Raw genomic sequence first — 17438 nt, 5'->3', positions numbered from 1 at the left:
GCTCACGGACGCACCTCCGCGAAGATGCGCGACATGTCGGCGATCGCCGTGAACGTGCCGCGCACGGTGCCGGTCACCTTCGACCGACCCTCGCGGGGCAGGTACGGCACGTCCAGCTCGAGGATGCGCCATCCGTCGGCCGCGGCTCGCAGCACCATCTCGAGCGGGAAGCCGCTCCGCCGGTCGCGGATGCCGAGGGCCTGCAGGCGCGCGGTCTCGGCGACGCGCATCGGCCCGAGGTCGTGCAGGCGCGTGCCGGTGCGGCGCGACATCCGGGCTGCGAGGACGCGGTTGGCGAACCGCGCGTGCACGGGCCACGCCGACCCGGCCGTCGGCCGTCGTCGGCCGAGCACCAGGTCGGCCTCGCCGCGTTCGACTGGACCGAGCAGCCGCGGCAGTTCGGCGGGGTCGAGCGACGCGTCGGCGTCGCAGAACGCGACGAACGGCGCGGTCGCCGCCTCGAGACCGGCGTTGGCGGCGGCACCGAACCCCCGGCGCGGCTCGGTGACGACGGTCGCCCCGTGTTCGCGCGCGACGTCGGCCGAACGGTCCGTCGAGCCGTTGTCGACCACGATCGCGCGCACGCCGTCGGGCAGTCGATCGAGCACCCACGGCAGCGCGCGCTCCTCGTCGAGGCACGGCAGCACGAGGTCGACGTGCACCTGCGGCATCCGCCCGCCCGTCATCGCGGCACCTCCGCCGGACCCGTGCCGGCGGCGCCCGCGCGGTCGCCCGCACCCGCACCCGCGGCCGCGAACTCCGCGAGCCCGTCGGCGAGCGGCACGCGCGGCGCCCAGTCGAGCTCGGTGCGCGCTCGGGCGGATGACGCGGTGATGTGGCGCACGTCGCCGAGCCGGTACTCCCCCGTGACGACCGGGTCGGGGCCGTCCATCGCGCGGGCGAGTTCGTGCGCGAGCTCGCCGACCGTCGTGACGGTGCCGGAGCCGACGTTGAACGCGCGTGCCGTACCGGCGGGCAGGTCGTCGAGCGCGGCGGCCACGGCGAGGTTGGCGGCCGCGACGTCCGTCACGTGCACGAAGTCGCGGCGCTGTGCGCCGTCCTCGAAGACGCGGGGCGCCTCGCCGCGGGCCAGCGACGAGCGGAAGATCGCCGCGACACCGGCATAGGGAGTGTCGCGCGGCATCCGCGGCCCGTAGACGTTGTGGTACCGCAGCAGCGCCGCCCGACCGCCGGTCGAGCGCGCCCAGGCCGCGGCGAGGTGCTCCTGCGCGAGCTTGGTCAGCGCGTACACGTTGCGCGGGTCGAGCGCGTCGTCCTCGTGGACGACGTCCGGGGCGAGCGGATGTCCCGTCTCGGGGTCGCGCGGCTCGAACCGCCCGGCGTCGAGGTCGGCGACCGTGCGCGGAGCCGGCCGGCGACGCCGCCCCTCCGCATCGCGATAGGCACCCTCGCCGTAGACGACCATCGACGACGCGAGCACCAGCCGGCCGACGCCCGCGCGCGCCATCGCCGCGACGAGCTCGGCCGTGCCGTGCACGTTCGTCGCCGCGTAATCGGGCGCGTCCTGCAGGTCGACGCCCAGGCCGACCTTGGCCGCCTCATGGAACACGACGCCGACGCCGGCGAGTGCGAGGTCGACCAGCGCCGGATCGCGGACGTCGCCGCGCACGAGCTCGACGCCGTCCGGCAGCCCGTCCGGCAGTCGTTCCGGCTCGGAAGCGGATGCCGCGTGCACGTCGGGCCGCAGCGAGTCGAGCACCCGCACCGGCTCGCCCCGCTCGAGCGCGAGCCGCACGACCTCCCCGCCGATGAACCCGGCGCCGCCCGTGACGAGGATCGTCATCGCGCCACCGGGAGGGCGAGCACGTGCGCGATCGCCTCATCGTCGATGAGCGGCCGCGGCGCGTAGTCCGACGGGATCGCGGCGACGATGCGCTCGAGGGACGCGAGCACGCGCGGCCGCGCCTCGGCGAGGCGGCGGAACACGAGTTCGGCGGTGACCGCGTCGGGGTCGTCGTCGACGTGCCCGGTGTCGGTGTCGGTCACGAGGCACAGCGTCACCGTGCCCATGCCGAGCTCGGCGGCGAGCGCGACCTCGGGGCAGAGCGTCATGTTCACGAGGTCGGCTCCGGCGTCTCGCAGCACGGATGCCTCGGCGCGCGTGGAGAACCTCGGACCCTGGATCACGGCGACGGTGGCACGCGGCGCGGCATCCGTCACCGCCTCGACCGCGAAGCGACGCAGCTCGGGACAGAACGGCTCGGCGAACGGCAGGTGCCGCACGAGGGATCCGTCGTAGAAGGTGTCGGCGCGCCCCCAGGTGCGGTCGAGCAGCTGATCCGGAATCGCCCACGACTGGGTCGGGAACTCGGCGCGGAGCGACCCCACGGCCGCGGTCGAGACGACGGCCCGCACGCCGAGGTCGGCGAGCGCCCACGCGTTGGCGCGTGCGTTGATCCGGTGCGGCGGGATGGTGTGCCCGTCGCCGTGCCGGGCGAGGAAGGCCACGGCGCGGCCCCCGAGCTCGCCCGTCGTCACCGTCGCCGCGCCGAACGGCGTCGCGTGCTCGCGCGGCGCACCGTCGATCAGCGCGGCCAGCCCGGTGCCGCCGATGACCCCCACCGTCTCCATGGCTCAACCCTGCCCGTCCCCCGCTGCGCCGGATCGAGGAGGTTCCTTACGATCCGGTGACGCGACGATCGCTGCGTCGGGGTCAGTCGCCCTCGTCGATCAGCTCCAGGAGCTTCCGCGCGGCGTCGCGGATCTCGTCGTGGTCGTACTGGCCGGCGCGACTCTCGAGCGAGATGACCGCGCAGCGGTGCACCTTCGAGAAGTCGCCGTACGGGAACGAGTAGGCGCCCTTCGTCTCGTCGTTCTCGTCGTCGTCGATCCCGAGGTGCCAGTGGCGGAACTCCGTCCAGCCCTCCTCGTCGACGAACCGGTTCTCGTCGTCGGCGCTCGGCGCGTGCTCGCTCCAATCGTCGCGTTCGTCGCGCACGACCTTGCCGTCGCGCACGAGCGAACGCGCGTGCCGCAGCGCGGTCTCGTTCAGTCGTGTGGCCATGTCAGGCTCGCTTCATCCGGCGCACCCGCTCCTTGGCGGTCTTGCGCGCGCGCTCCTGGTCGGTGGGCGTGGTGATCGAGGTGAAGAGGGTGCGGAACCCGCTGAAGATCGCCATCTTCGACGGCTGCTTCACCTGCGCGCGCTGCTGCTTGATCGTGCTCGCCTTCGAGCCCTTCTTCGGCGAGCCGGTCGACGACGCCCTCCCCCCGGCAGTGCCGTAGCGGACGGACACGCGCTCGAGCCGTGCCGACGAGCGTCGAGCGACTCGCTTCGCTGCGTACGGGCGGTGCGATGCCGCCTTCTTCGCGTCGCCGATGCGGGCCTGCTCGACCTTGGCGGCGGCCTTCACCTTCGACTTCGCCGGCTCCGGCAGCGACGAGGCGAGCTTGCTCGTCTCCTTGCCGGCCTTCTCGGCCTGCTTGACGGCGCGTTTGGCGTCGCGGCGGGCGTCGCGGTCGGTCCGGGTCTTCGTCATGCGGTCCCTCCTCCTTCTTCAGCACCCATGGTGCGGACGGCGTGCGGGCGGCTCACGCGGACGACGGCCGTGCCGGCCGCCCCCTCGCGATGAGGCTACGCCGGGCAGCGATCCGTGCCCAACCCCTTGCGTTCGCCGCCGCCGCGTGATCGCCACGAAGCCGATTCCCGACGATCGGACCTGCCGCACGAGCCGCTCGCATGCCTACGATGACGCCATGAACCTCCCCTCGATGTGGAACCTCGACGGACGCGTCGCCATCGTGAGCGGCGCCGGCAGCGCACAGGGCATCGGGTTCGCCGCGGCGCGGGCGCTCGGCGAACTGGGCGCCGGGATCGTCCTCACCGCGACGAGCGATCGCGTGCACGAGCGGGCGGAGGAGCTCCGCCGCGACGGCATCACCGCGACCGCGTTCGTGGCGCGGCTCGACGACGAGCAGCAGGTCGACGACCTGGCGGCGAAGCTCGCGAGGGCCCGCATCCGCCCCTCCATCGTCGTCAACAACGCGGGCATGGTCGTCACGGGCGACCCCGAGATGCTGCACGGCGACGGCACGATGACGCTCGCCGACTGGAACGCCGGCCTCGCGATGAACCTCACCACCGCGTTCCTCCTCACGCGCGCCATGCTGCCCGGCATGCGCGATCTCGGCTGGGGCCGGGTGATCTGCGTCTCGAGCGTGTCCGGTCCGCTCATGGCCTCCAAGGGCGATGTCGGCTACGCGACCGCGAAGGCCGGCATGCTCGGGTACGTGCGCGCACTCGCCGTCGACGAGGCCCTCTCGGGCATCACCGCGAACGCCGTCGCACCCGGCTGGATCGCGACCGCGAGCCAGCTGCCCAGCGAGGCCGAGGAGGGGATGCTCGTGCCCGTCGCCCGGAGCGGCCGGCCGGACGAGGTCGCGTCGGCGATCGCGTGGCTCGCGAGCCCGGGCGCGTCGTACGTGACCGGGCAACTGGTCACCGTCGACGGCGGGAACACGGTCGCCGAAGAGCGGCGCTGACGCTACGCGGCGCGGCTGGGAGATCGCGAGGCGCCGACGCGGCGCCCGAAGCGCAGCGCCAGGCCCCACCGCGTCACGCGCAGCATCGCCTCGAGCACGATCGCCGCGCTCATCTTCGATCGCCCGCGCTCGCGCTCGACGAACGTGATCGGCACCTCGACGATGCGCAGGCCGGCGATCGCCGCGTGCCACGTCATGTCGACCTGGAAGACGTAGCCGCGCGTGTGCACCTCCTCGAGGTGCAGCGCGCGCAACGCCTCCGCGCGGAAGACCCGGTACCCCGCTGTCGCATCCCGCACCGGCAGCCGCAGCATCCACCTCGAATAGGCGCTGCCGGCCCGCGACAGCCAGATGCGTCGCGCGGGCCAGTTCACCACCGCGCCGCCCGGCACCCAGCGCGACCCGATGACGACGTCGGCGGGCCGGCCCGCGGCATCCGTCGACTCGAGGCCCTCGAGCAGCTGCGGCAGCTGCTCGGGCAGGTGCGACCCGTCGGCGTCGAGCTGCACGACCGGGTCGTGGCCGCGCGACAGCGCCCAGTCGAACGCGGCGAGGTACGCGGCGCCGAGGCCCGCCTTGCCGGCGCGGTGCAGCACGTGCACCGCGGCATCCGCTCGCGCCAGCTCGTCGGCCAGGTCGCCGGTGCCGTCGGGCGAGTTGTCGTCGACCACGAGCACGGATGCCGCCGGCACCGCCGCACGGACGCGCGCGACGATCTCCGCGAGGTTGTCGCGCTCGTTGTAGGTCGGGATCACCACCAGCGGCCCGGTCATGCGCTGCTCCTCAGGTCGCGACGGCACGAGTGGAATCGTACCGGCGCTCCCGCTTCGGGCCGAATGCGCGGGGAGCGGGCGGATGCACCCGGATCCGGGGACGACGCGCCCGCTCCTAGCAGGTCCTCCTGTGGATGGCACCCGCCCGTGCCGGGCCTTGCCGCGGCATCCGCCGGATGGTGGACTTGCCCGACACGTGACGAGCGACCAGGGGGGAACGCATGCCGTACATCGAAGTGGGAACCGAGAATTCCGCACCGATCGAGCTCTACTACGAGGACCACGGGTCCGGCCGGCCGGTCGTGCTCATCCACGGCTACCCGCTCGACGGGCAGTCGTGGGAGAAGCAGCAGCGCGCGCTGCTGACCGCCGGGCGCCGGGTCGTCACCTACGATCGCCGCGGGTTCGGGCGGTCGGGCAAGCCGACCACCGGGTACGACTACGACACGTTCGCCGGCGACCTCAAGACGCTGCTCGACGCGCTCGAGCTGACCGACGTGACGCTGGTCGGCTTCTCGATGGGCACGGGCGAGGTCGCCCGCTACCTGGGCGCCCACGGCAGCGATCGCATCGCGAGGGCCGCGTTCCTCGGCTCGCTGCAGCCGTACCTTCGGCAGACCGAGGACAACCCGGCCGGCGCCGCGCCCGAGTTCGACGGGCTGAGGTCGCAGGCCGAGGCGGACCGATTCGCCTGGTACGACGGCTTCTTCGAGAACTTCTACAACCTCGACGAGAACCTCGGCTCGCGCATCTCGGAGGCGGCCGTGCGCGGCAGCTGGGCGACCGCCGCGCAGGCGTCGTGGTACGCGGCGTCGGCGTGCGTCGACACCTGGCTCACCGACTTCCGCGGCGACATCGAGCGGATCGACGTGCCGACGCTGATCCTGCACGGCACCGCCGACCGGATCCTGCCCATCGACGCGACCGCGCGCGAGTTCACCAAGCGGCTGCCCGACGCGCAGTACGTCGAGATCGATGGCGCACCCCACGGCCTGCTCTGGACGCACGCCGACGAGGTCAACGCGGCGCTGCTGGCATTCCTCGGCTCGTGACGGGCGCCGACTCGACCGTCAGCGCTGCAGCGCGTCGATGAGCTGCGCCTTCGGCATTCGCGAGTAGCCGGCGACGCCTCGCTCCTTGGCGAGCGCGCGCAGCTCGGCGACGGTCTTCTTCGAGAGCTCGTCGGCGGATGCCGCGGCGGCGGACTTCTTCGCGGGCGCGGGCTTCTTCGCGGTTGCGGGCTTCTGCGGCGCGGGCTTCTTCGCGGGCCCGGGCTTCTGCGCTGCGGGCTTCTTCGCGGGCGCGGGCTTCTGCGCTGCGGGCTTCTTCGCCGCGGGCGCGGGCCTGCTCGCCGGCGCGGGCTTGCCCGCGTCGTCCGCCGCCTCGCGGGCCGCTTCGGTCGCGGCCTCGGGCGAGATGTCGGCGGGCTCGGCCCGCGTCGGCTCGCCGTCGACCTCGGGGGCGCCGCGCTTGCGCAGCTTCGCGAGGCTCTGCTCGAGGTCGCGTGCCTTCGCGCGTGCGGCCTTGTCGGCCTTCTTGGCGAGTCGCGCCGCCTCGGCGACGGCGGCCTTCGCCGCATCGAGCGCCTTGGCGGCAGCCTTCCGGGCGGCCTTCGCGGCCGACTCGGCCTCGGCAGCGGCATCCTGCTTCGCGGCCTTGGCCTTCTTCTCGGACTTCTTGCGCGCCATCGTCGCACCTCCGGTCATCACGGTCCTGCGTCTCGCTGCATCGTAGCGCGCAGGTTCGCGGCCGCGCGTGCGCGGCCGGCCATGAGCGAGGGCGGATGCCGCAGGCCGCAGCCCGTGGCATCCGCCCTCGATCGCTCCGGGGCGGGCGACCCGCTCAGCGACGCAGCTCGAGCGTGCAGCACTTCACGCCGCCGCCGCCGAGCAGCAGCTCGGACAGGTCGACGCCGATCGGGTTGTAGCCGGCGTCGCGCAGCTGCTGCTCGAAGCCCGTGGCCCGCGCGGCGATGACCACGTTGCGGCCGTCGCTGTAGGAGTTGAGGCCGAGCACCGCGGCGTCCTCCTCGGAGGCCAGGATCGCGTCGGGATAGCGCTCGCGCAGGATCTCGAGCGACGGCTCGTCGAACGCGCTCGGCAGGTAGGCGATGTGCTCCTGCCCGGGGCGGGAGTCGAGCACGGCGATCGCGGTGTCGAGGTGGTAGAAGCTCGGGTTCACGAGCGTGAGCGACACGACCTCGCGGCCGGTGATGCGGCGCAGCTCGTCGTGGCTCGACGAGTCGCTGCGGAAGCCGGTGCCGGCGAGGATCACGTCGCCGACGAGCAGGAAGTCGCCCTCGCCCTCGTTGACCTCGACGGGCTCGCGCACGTCGAATCCAGCGGCGCGGAACCACTCCATGTACGCGGGGCCCTCGGCGGCGCGCTGCTCGTGCGTGAACTTCGCGCCGTAGGCGATGCCGTCGATGACGGTGCCGCCGTTGGCCGCGTAGACCATGTCGGGCAGGCCGTCGACCGGGTCGATCAGGTGCACGTCGAAGCCGAGCCCGACGTAGGTGTCGTGCAGCACCTGCCACTGCCGCACGGCGAGTTCGGTGTTCGTGGGCTTGGCCGGGTCCATCCACGGGTTGATCTGGTACACCACGTCGAAGTGCTCGGGACGGCACATCAGCACGGTCTTCTTCGACGGGGTGCGCTCGGTGGCGGCGGTACGGGTCTCGGTCTCGATCACAGTCGACATCTCACTCCTCAAGTGGGTCTGATCAGCCGAGCGTGGCGGCGCGCCGCCGGCTCGGCCGGTGGGGTGTCGGCGGACCAGGTCGCTCTCTCGAGCCTCGACGGCGGTGATCGGATGCCACCGGCGGCGAGACGCCATCTCCAGTGTGAAGGGAAACCCGCGGGACTTCTCGGCATCGTGCACACGATCCGTGCGCGTTCGCCAGCGATTCGCAACGATTCGTGCGTGACGGATGCCGCGTCCGCGCGTTTCCGCCGCCATGACGGCGTTCGTGCGCGCACCGATCCTGCGCCGTTCGCCGGGCGCCCGGCCGCGGCGATGTCGCTTGCCTGCCCGGCGATCCGTCCGGCAGGCTGGGCGCAGTCCGGTCCCCGCGCCGGCCCAGCGAGGAGACCCGGATGCCGAACGCCGAGCGCATCGCCGAACTGCAGCGGGTCGTGTTCGGCGCGGGAGCGAGCGACGACGAGCGCCGTGCCGCGGCCGATGAACTGGCGACGCTCCGACACGAGCGGACGGCCACCCCACCGACGCCGACACGTCGGAGGACGGATCTCCTGCGCTGCGCGGAGACGCCGTCACGGGGGGTGGCGCCGAGCCGGGGCACGCCGACGCGGATCCGCTCGGTCTCGGGGTACCGGACACGGACTCGGCGAACGAGCGGTCCGGCGCGACCGCGGCGATGCGATTGGCGGTGCTCGTCGGTGCGATCGCCCTCGCGATCGGGTTCGGAGTCGGCTGGCTCAGCGGCTCGATGGCCACCGCGGAGCTCATCGCAGAGCGGGAAGGTTCGGCCGGAGACCCCGCCGATGAGCTCGCGCTCCCGCTCGCCGCCGAGCCGCGCGTCGCCGCTCGAGCCGAGCGGTGACCTGCGGATTCGCGTGGAAGGCGTCGGCGTCTCCGCCGGATCCTGAAGATCCCGGGGTGGCTGCGACCGCATCGCGGAGGGGAATCCGACTCGGGCGCCCGGGTGATGCCCAGTCCCGAAGGTGCGGCCGTGCGGGTGAGCCCGTCACACCCGATTCCCAAGGTCGGGTCGCATGCTGTTCGCGTCGGCACGACCGGCCGGACGACGGAGTTCCCATGCCCCAACCTGACGACGCCCTCGAGAAGCGCGTCGCGCGACTGCAGCGGGTGGCGTACGGCGCCGACGCGACCGAGGCCGAACGCGCGGCGGCCGAGGCCGAGCTGGTCGCGCTTCGCGCGTCGAAGGATGCGCGTGAGCATGCCCCCGGAGACGCCACCGCACGAGACGGCCGGGCAGAGGGCCCCGCGCCGTCGGCCTCGGATGCGGCATCCGCATCGGTCGTCCCAGCCGACGCACGACCGCTTCGTTCGCAGCGCTCCGGCCGCCGTGCGGTGCTGGCCTACTCCGCGGCCGCGCTCGTCGCCGGCGCGGTGATCGGGTGGGCGGTCGGCAGCGGCATCGCGCCGTCGGAAGGGTCCGACGTGGGCGTGCCGGTCGCCGAGACCACGGCCTGGGAGGTGTTCGAGCGCCCGGCGACCGACGGCGACTTCGTGCGCCACCCGGGCCCGCTCGTCGACATGGGCACCGACGACTCGACGCGGCGCCTGCTCCTCACCCGATCCGACGGCGTACGCCTCATCGCCGTCCAGACGAAGGACGGCGAGAACGCGTGCCTCATCCTGGCCCTGCCGGTGGGACGGCCCGCCACCGCCTGCACCGAGGACGGACGGTTCCCCCGCGAGGGCCTCCGCGCCGAGATCTCGGTGCAGGGGGTGGGGGTCTACCTCGCCGGCTGGAAGCCGGACGGGCAGGCGGACATCAACACGGCGTCGGCGTCGACCGGGTAGGCGTCACACCCGATTCCCAAGGTCCGGTCGCATGCTGGACTGGTCGACTCGACCGGCAGGACGACGGAGTTCCCATGCCCGACCACCAAGACGACCTCGATGAGCGGATCGCGCGGCTGCAGCGGATCGCGTACGGGGCCGACGCGACCGCGGAGGCCCGCGCGGCGGCACTCGAGGAGCTGGCGTCGCTGCGGAACTCGACGGACGGCACCGCGCACGAGCACTCCGACGTCGCCGCGGAACCGCCCGCCGTCGAGGAGCGGGCGGCCCCGACGGGTGACGCAGCCGCCGGAGGCGCCGGCTCCGGAACCGGCACCCGGGATCGGCGCATCGGAATCCGCGTCGCGGTGGTCTCCGCGGTCGCGGCCCTGCTCGTCGGCGCGGCGACCGGCTGGGTGCTCGGCAGCGCGACCGACCCGTCGGTGGGCGCCGGCGACGACGCGCCGATCGAGTGGACGCAGGCCTGGCAGGTGTTCGACCGCCGCGCGGGCGACGGCGACCTCGTGCGCCATCCGCCGCACGATGGCGCGGCGGAGATCGACGAGTCGAGCCGTCGCCTGCTCGTCACCCGGTCGGATGGCGTGCGACTCGTCGCCGCCCGGACGGCCGACGGCGGGAACGCGTGCCTCATCCTCGTGCTGCCCGTCGGCCGGCCCGGCATCGCCTGCACGGAGATGAGCCGGTTCCCGGCCGGCGGCCTCCGAGCCGAGGTGTCGGCGCGGGCCGTCGGCGAGTACGTCGCCGTCTGGTACGCCGACGGGCGGGTCACGGTCAACGCGGCGGCCGTGCCCTCCGGATGAGCCGCGGAACCCGACGGCCGGACGACGGAGCCCAGATGCACGACCACCTCGACCTCGACGAGCGGATCGCGCGGCTGCAGCGCGCGGCGTACGGCGCCGACGTGCCCGATGAGGAACGCGAGGCGGCCGCGAGCGAACTCGCCGCGCTGCGTTCCCCGGGCGGGCGGAGCGCCGCCGGACGGGGCGGCGCCGGCGCACCCGACGCCGCCACTGCGGACGCGCCGACGGATGAGCCCGCGCTCGGCGACGTCGACTCCACGACCGGAACGAGCGAGCTTCCCGGCGGCCGAGCGGCGCAGACCAGCCTGGTCGCGGCGGCCACGATCGCGGTCCTCGCGGGCCTCGCGGGCCTCACCGCGGGGTGGGCGCTCGGCGGCGTCGGCTCGGAGGCCGATGAGGCCCGCGCGGTCCGGGCGTCGGAGAGCGAGGCGTGGCGGATCTTCGAACTGTCGCCGCCCCACGGGGACCGCGTCCGCTACCCCATGCCCCCGGTCGACCTGAACCTCGACCGCGACAGCCGGCGCCTGCTCGCTGCGCGATGGGACGGCGTGCGGCTGATGGCGGTGCGCACCGTCGACCGTCGAGACGGATGCCTCATCCTGATCTCCCCGGCGGGCTCGCCTGCGGCGGCGTGCACCGAGGACGGCCGCTTCCCGATCGAGGGCCTCGTGGCGGAGACCGAGGACGGGGGCTCCGGCTCCTACCGCGCCACCTGGGACGCGACGGGCCGGATCTCGCTCGACCCGCCGCTGCTGGACTGACGCCCGCCCCGCGGCATCCGCTCGCCGCCGACCCGACGGAGGACTACGCGGCGCTCGCGCCCTCGTTGCGGCGATCGCGCCACGCGAGCCAGTGCCTCACGGCCGCATCGTCGTACGCCGGCCCCGAGATGCCGAGCGTGAACAGCCGCACGCCCGCGTCGTACAGCGCATCGGCGTGGTCGTCGTCGAGCGCGCGGCGCGAGAGCTCGTTCGAGATCGTGATCTCCGAGACGTCACGGCCGACCTTCTCGCCCCACCGCTTCAGCACGTCGAGCTTGTGCGCGAGGTCGGTGGGCGGCACGAACGAGTGCCAGATGTCGGCGTGCTCGGCGACCAGGCGCAGCGTCTTCCGCTCGCCCTTGCCGCCGATCATGATCGGGATGTCGCGCGTCGGCCCCGGGTTCAGCTTCGACCAGCGCGCCTTCACGCGCGGGAGCGCCTCGGCGAGGTCGTCGAGCCGCGAGCCGACCGTACCGAACTCGTAGCCGTACTCGTCGTAGTCGCGCTCGAACCAGCCCGACCCGGTACCGAAGATGAACCGCCCGCGGTCGCCGCCCTTGGCGCTGATGTGGTCGAGCGTGCGGGCCATGTCGGCCTGCAGGTCGGCGTTCCGATAGGAGTTGCAGTTGACGAGCGTGCCGAACTCGATGCGCTCGGTCTGCTCGGCCCAGGCGCCGAGCATGGTCCACGCCTCGAAGTGGAGGCCGTCGCGGTCGCCCGAGAGCGGGAAGAAGTGGTCCCAGTTGAAGACGACGTCGACGCCGAGGTCCTCCATGCGGCGCACGGCGTCACGGATCTGCGGGTACGTCGCATGCTGGGGCTGCAGCTGGATGCCGAGGCGGGCGGGTGCGTTCGGGGTCATGCTTCGACCCTAGGTCGGGGGCGAGCGGTTTCCCACCCGTGTCAGCCGTGGGCGAACGGATGCCGCGCGCCTCCCCGCATGCGGCCGATCCGCACGCCCGCATGCCGACCTGCAGGCCGGCCCGGCCCGCCCGCCTCGACTCACGCCGATCGGCGCCTACCGGGGCCGAATCGCGTGAGTCGAGGACCCGAAGGCAACCGCGGCACCGCGTGGCGGCGGCATCCGCCCTCCCGCACGCATGCTCGCGCGACTCACGCCAATCGGTCCCCGCCGGGGCCGAATCGCGTGAGTCGAGGCGGGCGGCGTGCGGGTGGGCCGGGCGGGCGCAGCGCCGCCCGCCGCGCTCGGCACGGCGGGCGGCGTGGGGAACGCGCTACCCCTGCACGCGCCCGCCGGACGGCGCCGCCGCAGCGGTCGCCGAGTCGTGGTCGTCGCCGTCGTCGACCGATCCGTCCTCGCGGAGGTCGAGCATGGGCACCGGACGACGGAACCCCCGCGTGACGATGCCGAGGAGCACGAGCCCGAGGGCGAGCCAGATGAGCCCGACGACGAACGTGCGCGGCGACAGGCTCGTCCACAGCCACACGGTGAGGCCGAAGCCGATGAGCGGCAGCACCAGGTTGTTCACCACCGCGGCAGCGCCGTTGCGCTCGCGCCGGTCGACGAAGTAGTGCTTCAGGACGCTGAGGTTCACGACCGAGAACGCGATGAGGGCGCCGAAGCTGATCATCTCGACGAGGAGCCCGAGGTCGATCACGATCGCGAACAGGGACACCGCGGAGACGACGAGGATCGCGACGACCGGCGTGCGGAACCGCTCCGACAGGCGGCCGAACATCGCGCGCGGCAGCACCCGGTCTCGGCCCATCGCGTAGAGGATTCGCGCGACCGAGGCCTGCGACGTGAGTGCGGAGCCGGTCGCGCCGGCGATGTACGCCGCCGTGAAGAAGATCGCGAGGAACTGCCCGCCCGCGGCGCCCATCACGTCGAGCGCGGCGGAGTCCACGTCGGTGAACGCGTTCGACGGGAAGGCGAGCTGCGACAGGAACGAGAGCCCGATGAAGATGACACCGGCGGCGATGGTCGTGATCATGATCGCGCGCGGCACGGAGCGGGTCGGCTCCTTGGCCTCCTCGGCGAGCGTCGAGACGGCGTCGAAGCCGAGGAACGACAGGCACAGCACCGCGGCCCCGGCGAACAGCACGCCCGTGCCCTCGACCGAGCCGTCCCCGGCGAAGGGAGCCAGCAGGTCGACCTGGCCGGTACCGCCGATCGAGACGAGGCTGAGCGCGACGAACGCGACGATGAACAGCGCCTGCACGGCGATGATGACGAAGTTCGCGCGGGCGACCGACAGGATGCCGACGACGTTGAGCACCGTGACCAGCGCGATCGCCACGAGGATGAAGACCCATTGCGGCACGGCCGGGAACGCGGCGTTCAGGTAGATGCCGATCACGAGGTAGTTGATCATCGGCAGGAACAGGTAGTCGAGCATGAGCGACCAGCCCGCGAGGAACCCGACGCCGGGCCCGAAGCTCCGCTGCGCGTACACGTAGGCGGATCCGGCGTACGGGTAGGCGGCGGCCATCCGCGCGTACGACCGCGCGGTGAAGAACATGGCGACGAGCGTGATCGCGTAGGCGAGCGGCACGCGGCCGCCGGTGAGCTCCGTGACGATGCCGTAGGTCGTGAACACGGTGAGCGGCACCATGTAGACGAGCCCGAACAGCACGAGCGAGGGGACGCCGAGCACGCGGCGAAGGTGCGTGCCCTCGGCAGCGGATGCCGCGTGGCCGGGCGTGCCGGCGACGGTGGTCTGGGACATCGTGGGGTGGGTCCTTTCAGGGGCGGAGCGCGACGCTGCGCTCGGGTTCGGCGGAGGTGTCCGCGGTTTCGGGGGTGGGGTCCGGGTGGGCGGATGCCGCGAGGCGGGCCTCGCCCGCGAGGTACGTCTGCCGCACCTCGACGGCGGGCAGCTCGTGGGGCTCGACGGTGCGCGGATCGCGCGCGAGCCAGACGAGGTCGGCGCTCGCGCCGGGGACGATGCGTCCCCATGGCGCGGCGGCGCGGTCGGCGAACGCCTGGTGGGCGACCGCCGCGGTGTAGGCGCCGAGTGCGGCCTCCATCGGCACGATCTCGTGCGGGGTCCAGCCGCCCGCCGGCTCGCCGTCGGCCGTGCGGCGGGACGCGGCGATCGCGAGCCCGTCGCGCGGGTCGCCCGACGAGACCGGCCAGTCGGAGCCGAACGCGAGCGTCGCGCCGGTGCCCGCGAGCGAGCGCATGCGGTACTGGCGGTCGGCGCGCTCGGGTCCGAGTCGCGGCACGGTCAGCACCGTCATGAGCGCGTCGAGCTGCGCCCACAGCGGCTGCATGTTCGCGATGACGCCGAGGGCGGCGAAGCGCGCGAGGTCGGCGTCGTCGACGAGCTGCGCATGCGCGATCACGGGGCGCCGGTCGCGCGGGCCGTTCGCCTCGATCGCCTGCTCGATCGCGTCGAGCGCCTGGCGCACCGCCGCGTCGCCGATGGCGTGGACGTGCACCTGGAAGCCCGCGGCATCCGCTGCCCGCACCGCCTCGGCGAGGCGCTCGGCGCCCCAGACCGACATCCCGTGCGAGTGCAGGCCCGAGCAGTAGGGCTCGAGCAGCGCGCCGGTCTCGTTCTCGACGACGCCGTCGGCGAAGAACTTGATCGTGTTCGCGGTGAGCCACGGCGATCCGGCCGCCACCACGCGGTCGCGCGCCATGGCCATCGCAGGCAGGTCGCGGGCGAAGTGTCGCGGGTCGGCGTAGAGCGCGAGGTTGAACCGCAGGGGCAGGGCGCCGGATGCCGCGGCGGCGAGGTAGACGTCGACATCGGCGGGTTCGACCCAGGCGTCCTGCACCCACGTCACGCCGCGCTCGAGGTAGTAGCGCCCGGCGCGCTGGAGCGCACGGACGCCGCTCGCGACCGGGCGCGGCGGCATGACGGCGGTCACGAGGTCGACGGCGCCCCACTCGCGCAACGTGCCGAGCGGCGTGCCGTCGTCGCGGCGCGGGATCTCGCCGAGTTCGGGATCGGGCGTCGACGCGTCGATGTCCGCGAGCTCGAGCGCCTTCGAGTTGACCCAGACGGTGTGGTAGTCCCAGGCGCGGAGCATGACCGGCCGGTCGCGCACCGCCTCGTCGAGCCAGCGGGCGTCGAACAGGCCGGCTTCGGCGAGGCTGCCGTCGTACGACGCGCCCGTGATCCACTCGAGTTCGGGGTGCGCGACGGCGAAGCGGCGCACCTCGGCGACGATGTCGTCGACCGAACGGCAGGCGCGCACGTCGGGCCCCTGGGCCTCGAGACCGCCGAACATCGGGTGCGCGTGGCCGTCGCCGAACGACGGCATGAGGAACCCGCCCTGCAGGTCGACGGTCTCGATCACGCCGATCGGCGCAGCGGATGCCGCGGCCTCGGCCGCCGCGCCCACCGCCTCGACCACGCCGTCGCGCACGAGGAGCGCGCGCGCGTCACCGCCTCCGGCACCGGTCCACACCGTGCCGCCGTGGAAGAACGTCGTCGTCACCGCACCTGCCTCATCGGGTTCGTCTGCCCGGGGCATCGCGCCCGCGGCATCCGTTTACGAACACTGTTCGTGTTTGTGTGCGGTGCACGTTACACTCCGGATCACGACGACGGAAGACCCACGAGGAGATTCGTGACCCGGCTGAAACGCGAGCAGCTCGTCAGCGCCGCACTCGACCTCGTCGACGAGGAGGGCGGCAGCGCCCTCACGATGCGCTCGCTCGCCGCGCGCGTCGACCGACAGGTGTCGTCGCTCTACAACCACGTCGGCAGCCGCGCCGAGCTCATCGAACTCGTGCGGGCTCGCATCGTCGAGGACATCGACGTCTCGGCGTTCGGCGTGCACCCGTGGGATGCCGCGCTCGAGGCGTGGGCGCGCTCGTACCTCACGGCCTTCGCGGCGCACCCCAACGTGATCCCGCTGCTCGCGACCACGCCGATCCGCGATCGATCGACACTCGAGATGTACGAGACCGTCGTCGGCTCGCTGCTCGCCGGCGGATGGCCGACTCGCGACGCCGTCGCCGTCATGCGCACCGTCGAGGCGCACGTGCTGGGCTCGGCGCTCGACATCGTCGCGCCCGGCGACCTGCTCGCGCAGGCGACCGTGCCCGCCGAACTCGACGCGCTGCGCTCAGCCCTCGACCCCGAGCACGCCGACGCGTCGGGCGCCGGGCGGGCGTTCCGCCTCGGCCTCGAGGCGCTCATGCACGGCCTGCGGGTGCGGCACGCCGCCCTCCCCCGCGGCTGAGGCCGTCGACGGCTGAAACGCTCCCCCGATCACGAAACCGCAACAGCGCGCACGAAATCCGCGTCGGCCCATATCGCGACGCAATGGACAGTCCTACACTCGCCCCATGGACAACCTCGACCGCGCGATCCTCGACCTGCTGCGGCAGAACTCCCGCGCCGGGTACGGCGACATCGGGTCCTCGGTCGGGCTCTCCGCCTCCGCAGTGAAGCGTCGCGTCGACAAGCTCGTCGCCGACGGCGTCATCAAGTCGTTCACGATCCAGGTCGACCCCGCCGTCGACGGCATGTCGACCGAGGCGTACGTCGAACTGTTCTGCCGCGGCACGGTCGCGCCCGACGAACTGCAGCGCATCCTGCAGGGCGTGCCCGAGATCGTGTACGCGGGCACGGTCACCGGCAGCGCGGACGCGATCGTGCACATGCGCGCCCGCGACATCACCTCGCTCGAGGACGCCCTCGAGCGCGTGCGCATCGCCCCCAACGTCGACCACACGCGCAGCGCGATCGTGCTCTCGCGGCTCGTCAACCGCAACCGCGACTGACGGCGACCGCACGATGCGCTTCACGGTCGATGCGGGTTCCGGCACCCCGCCGTTCGAGCAGCTGCGGATGCAGGTCGTCGACGCGGTGCGCGACGGACGGCTCGCGGCGGGCGCGAAGCTCCCGACCGTGCGCGCCCTCGCCGACGAGCTCGGTCTCGCCGTGAACACCGTCGCGAAGGCCTACAAGCAGCTCGAGGCCGACGGCGTCGTCGAGGGCCGCGGGCGCAGCGGCACGTTCGTCAGCGCAGCGGGCGACCCGGTCGAGCGGGCGCTGCAGGTCGCGGCATCCGCCTACGCCGATGCGGTCGGTCGCCTCGGGGTGCCGACGGATGCCGCGCTGGAAGCCGTCGAACGCGCCCTGCGCTCGCGCTGACGCCTGCGGTGC

Annotated in this window: 20 protein-coding genes; 9 read left to right on the top strand and 11 right to left on the bottom strand. The window is 73.3% G+C overall.

The genetic code is table 11. The features are described from left to right. Positions 1-2: 2 nt before the first annotated feature. The 5 genes from ACULK4_RS01040 to ACULK4_RS01020 form a co-directional block, all read right to left on the bottom strand. Positions 3-686: a glycosyltransferase family 2 protein gene (locus tag ACULK4_RS01040; RefSeq protein ID WP_445964069.1), complete on the bottom strand. Its 684-nt coding sequence runs from the start codon at positions 684-686 to the stop codon at positions 3-5. Next, the gene (locus ACULK4_RS01035) at positions 683-1804 is read right to left on the bottom strand and encodes an NAD-dependent epimerase/dehydratase family protein (RefSeq protein WP_445964068.1); all 1122 of its coding nucleotides are present in this window, start codon (positions 1802-1804) and stop codon (positions 683-685) included. The genes ACULK4_RS01040 and ACULK4_RS01035 overlap by 4 nt, the downstream gene beginning before the upstream one ends. Next, positions 1801-2592: an MTAP family purine nucleoside phosphorylase gene (locus tag ACULK4_RS01030; RefSeq protein ID WP_445964067.1), complete on the bottom strand. Its 792-nt coding sequence runs from the start codon at positions 2590-2592 to the stop codon at positions 1801-1803. Before ACULK4_RS01030 ends, ACULK4_RS01035 begins: the two co-directional genes overlap by 4 nt. 82 nt (positions 2593-2674) lie before the next feature. After that, entirely contained in the window at positions 2675-3025 is a 351-nt protein-coding gene (locus tag ACULK4_RS01025) for a hypothetical protein (protein WP_445964066.1), read from the bottom strand. Between the two features lies 1 nt (position 3026). Then, positions 3027-3500: a hypothetical protein gene (locus tag ACULK4_RS01020; protein ID WP_445964065.1), complete on the bottom strand. Its 474-nt coding sequence runs from the start codon at positions 3498-3500 to the stop codon at positions 3027-3029. A 217-nt stretch (positions 3501-3717) separates the two neighbouring features. Between ACULK4_RS01020 and ACULK4_RS01015 the strand changes: the two genes are divergently transcribed. Further along, positions 3718-4503 (top strand): SDR family NAD(P)-dependent oxidoreductase, encoded by a 786-nt coding sequence (locus ACULK4_RS01015; protein WP_445964064.1) that lies wholly within the window; start codon positions 3718-3720, stop codon positions 4501-4503. 2 nt (positions 4504-4505) lie between these two features. Here ACULK4_RS01015 and ACULK4_RS01010 read toward each other — a convergent pair whose 3' ends face one another. Further along, positions 4506-5276, bottom strand: coding sequence for a polyprenol monophosphomannose synthase (locus tag ACULK4_RS01010; RefSeq protein WP_445964063.1), 771 nt, complete (start codon positions 5274-5276; stop codon positions 4506-4508). Positions 5277-5497: 221 nt separating this feature from the next. Here ACULK4_RS01010 and ACULK4_RS01005 point away from each other — a divergent pair, with 221 nt between their 5' ends. Then, positions 5498-6328: an alpha/beta fold hydrolase gene (locus ACULK4_RS01005; protein WP_445964062.1), complete on the top strand. Its 831-nt coding sequence runs from the start codon at positions 5498-5500 to the stop codon at positions 6326-6328. A gap of 18 nt (positions 6329-6346) precedes the next feature. Here the strand turns inward: ACULK4_RS01005 and ACULK4_RS01000 are convergent, their stop codons facing one another. Both ACULK4_RS01000 and ddaH read right to left on the bottom strand, forming a co-directional pair. Then, the gene (locus ACULK4_RS01000; protein WP_445964061.1) at positions 6347-6964 is read right to left on the bottom strand and encodes a Rho termination factor N-terminal domain-containing protein; all 618 of its coding nucleotides are present in this window, start codon (positions 6962-6964) and stop codon (positions 6347-6349) included. A gap of 154 nt (positions 6965-7118) precedes the next feature. After that, positions 7119-7976: a dimethylargininase gene (ddaH, locus tag ACULK4_RS00995; RefSeq protein ID WP_445964060.1), complete on the bottom strand. Its 858-nt coding sequence runs from the start codon at positions 7974-7976 to the stop codon at positions 7119-7121. A gap of 676 nt (positions 7977-8652) precedes the next feature. Here ddaH and ACULK4_RS00990 point away from each other — a divergent pair. The 4 genes from ACULK4_RS00990 to ACULK4_RS00975 all read left to right on the top strand — a co-directional run bounded on the left by ACULK4_RS00990 (position 8653) and on the right by ACULK4_RS00975 (position 11346). After that, positions 8653-8838 carry a hypothetical protein gene (locus ACULK4_RS00990; protein ID WP_445964059.1) on the top strand — a complete coding sequence of 62 codons (186 nt, stop codon included), beginning with the start codon at positions 8653-8655 and terminating at the stop codon, positions 8836-8838. A 215-nt stretch (positions 8839-9053) separates the two neighbouring features. Continuing rightward, on the top strand, positions 9054-9785 hold the full coding sequence (locus ACULK4_RS00985) for a hypothetical protein (RefSeq protein ID WP_445964058.1): 732 nt from the start codon (positions 9054-9056) through the stop codon (positions 9783-9785). Positions 9786-9859: 74 nt separating this feature from the next. Next, positions 9860-10585 (top strand): hypothetical protein, encoded by a 726-nt coding sequence (locus ACULK4_RS00980; RefSeq protein ID WP_445964057.1) that lies wholly within the window; start codon positions 9860-9862, stop codon positions 10583-10585. Positions 10586-10620: 35 nt separating this feature from the next. Next, positions 10621-11346, top strand: coding sequence for a hypothetical protein (locus ACULK4_RS00975; protein WP_445964056.1), 726 nt, complete (start codon positions 10621-10623; stop codon positions 11344-11346). Positions 11347-11389: 43 nt separating this feature from the next. On the opposite strand, the gene ACULK4_RS00970 is transcribed toward ACULK4_RS00975, so the two are convergent. The 3 genes from ACULK4_RS00970 to ACULK4_RS00960 all read right to left on the bottom strand — a co-directional run bounded on the left by ACULK4_RS00970 (position 11390) and on the right by ACULK4_RS00960 (position 15759). After that, positions 11390-12208: an LLM class F420-dependent oxidoreductase gene (locus ACULK4_RS00970; RefSeq protein WP_445964055.1), complete on the bottom strand. Its 819-nt coding sequence runs from the start codon at positions 12206-12208 to the stop codon at positions 11390-11392. A 373-nt stretch (positions 12209-12581) separates the two neighbouring features. After that, complete coding sequence (locus ACULK4_RS00965; protein WP_445964054.1) at positions 12582-14036, bottom strand: APC family permease; 1455 nt, start codon at positions 14034-14036, stop codon at positions 12582-12584. A 16-nt stretch (positions 14037-14052) separates the two neighbouring features. Then, on the bottom strand, positions 14053-15759 hold the full coding sequence (locus ACULK4_RS00960; RefSeq protein ID WP_445964053.1) for an amidohydrolase: 1707 nt from the start codon (positions 15757-15759) through the stop codon (positions 14053-14055). Positions 15760-15891: 132 nt separating this feature from the next. On the opposite strand from ACULK4_RS00960, the gene ACULK4_RS00955 reads away from it, so the two are divergent. The 3 genes from ACULK4_RS00955 (at position 15892) to ACULK4_RS00945 (ending at position 17426) form a co-directional block, all read left to right on the top strand. Further along, positions 15892-16509, top strand: coding sequence for a TetR/AcrR family transcriptional regulator C-terminal domain-containing protein (locus ACULK4_RS00955; RefSeq protein WP_445964052.1), 618 nt, complete (start codon positions 15892-15894; stop codon positions 16507-16509). Positions 16510-16615: 106 nt separating this feature from the next. After that, positions 16616-17053, top strand: coding sequence for an Lrp/AsnC family transcriptional regulator (locus tag ACULK4_RS00950; protein WP_445964051.1), 438 nt, complete (start codon positions 16616-16618; stop codon positions 17051-17053). Between the two features lie 13 nt (positions 17054-17066). After that, positions 17067-17426 carry a GntR family transcriptional regulator gene (locus tag ACULK4_RS00945; protein WP_445964050.1) on the top strand — a complete coding sequence of 120 codons (360 nt, stop codon included), beginning with the start codon at positions 17067-17069 and terminating at the stop codon, positions 17424-17426. Positions 17427-17438: the final 12 nt, after the last annotated feature.

This window comes from Agromyces selenitireducens, assembly GCF_052748465.2.
Note: the sequence above shows the minus strand (reverse complement) of the source record. Positions and strands in the feature narration are given on the sequence as shown.

Excerpts from the sequence above, each read along its gene's own strand:
- ACULK4_RS01040 (WP_445964069.1), bottom strand. The coding sequence starts at position 686 with ATGACGGGCGGGCGGATGCCGCAGGTGCACGTCGACCTCGTGCTGCCG.
- ACULK4_RS01035 (WP_445964068.1), bottom strand. The coding sequence starts at position 1,804 with ATGACGATCCTCGTCACGGGCGGCGCCGGGTTCATCGGCGGGGAGGTC.
- ACULK4_RS01030 (WP_445964067.1), bottom strand. The coding sequence starts at position 2,592 with ATGGAGACGGTGGGGGTCATCGGCGGCACCGGGCTGGCCGCGCTGATC.
- ACULK4_RS01025 (WP_445964066.1), bottom strand. The coding sequence starts at position 3,025 with ATGGCCACACGACTGAACGAGACCGCGCTGCGGCACGCGCGTTCGCTC.
- ACULK4_RS01020 (WP_445964065.1), bottom strand. The coding sequence starts at position 3,500 with ATGACGAAGACCCGGACCGACCGCGACGCCCGCCGCGACGCCAAACGC.
- ACULK4_RS01015 (WP_445964064.1), top strand. The coding sequence starts at position 3,718 with ATGAACCTCCCCTCGATGTGGAACCTCGACGGACGCGTCGCCATCGTG.
- ACULK4_RS01010 (WP_445964063.1), bottom strand. The coding sequence starts at position 5,276 with ATGACCGGGCCGCTGGTGGTGATCCCGACCTACAACGAGCGCGACAAC.
- ACULK4_RS01005 (WP_445964062.1), top strand. The coding sequence starts at position 5,498 with ATGCCGTACATCGAAGTGGGAACCGAGAATTCCGCACCGATCGAGCTC.
- ACULK4_RS01000 (WP_445964061.1), bottom strand. The coding sequence starts at position 6,964 with ATGGCGCGCAAGAAGTCCGAGAAGAAGGCCAAGGCCGCGAAGCAGGAT.
- ddaH (WP_445964060.1), bottom strand. The coding sequence starts at position 7,976 with ATGTCGACTGTGATCGAGACCGAGACCCGTACCGCCGCCACCGAGCGC.
- ACULK4_RS00990 (WP_445964059.1), top strand. The coding sequence starts at position 8,653 with ATGCGATTGGCGGTGCTCGTCGGTGCGATCGCCCTCGCGATCGGGTTC.
- ACULK4_RS00985 (WP_445964058.1), top strand. The coding sequence starts at position 9,054 with ATGCCCCAACCTGACGACGCCCTCGAGAAGCGCGTCGCGCGACTGCAG.
- ACULK4_RS00980 (WP_445964057.1), top strand. The coding sequence starts at position 9,860 with ATGCCCGACCACCAAGACGACCTCGATGAGCGGATCGCGCGGCTGCAG.
- ACULK4_RS00975 (WP_445964056.1), top strand. The coding sequence starts at position 10,621 with ATGCACGACCACCTCGACCTCGACGAGCGGATCGCGCGGCTGCAGCGC.
- ACULK4_RS00970 (WP_445964055.1), bottom strand. The coding sequence starts at position 12,208 with ATGACCCCGAACGCACCCGCCCGCCTCGGCATCCAGCTGCAGCCCCAG.
- ACULK4_RS00965 (WP_445964054.1), bottom strand. The coding sequence starts at position 14,036 with ATGTCCCAGACCACCGTCGCCGGCACGCCCGGCCACGCGGCATCCGCT.
- ACULK4_RS00950 (WP_445964051.1), top strand. The coding sequence starts at position 16,616 with ATGGACAACCTCGACCGCGCGATCCTCGACCTGCTGCGGCAGAACTCC.
- ACULK4_RS00945 (WP_445964050.1), top strand. The coding sequence starts at position 17,067 with ATGCGCTTCACGGTCGATGCGGGTTCCGGCACCCCGCCGTTCGAGCAG.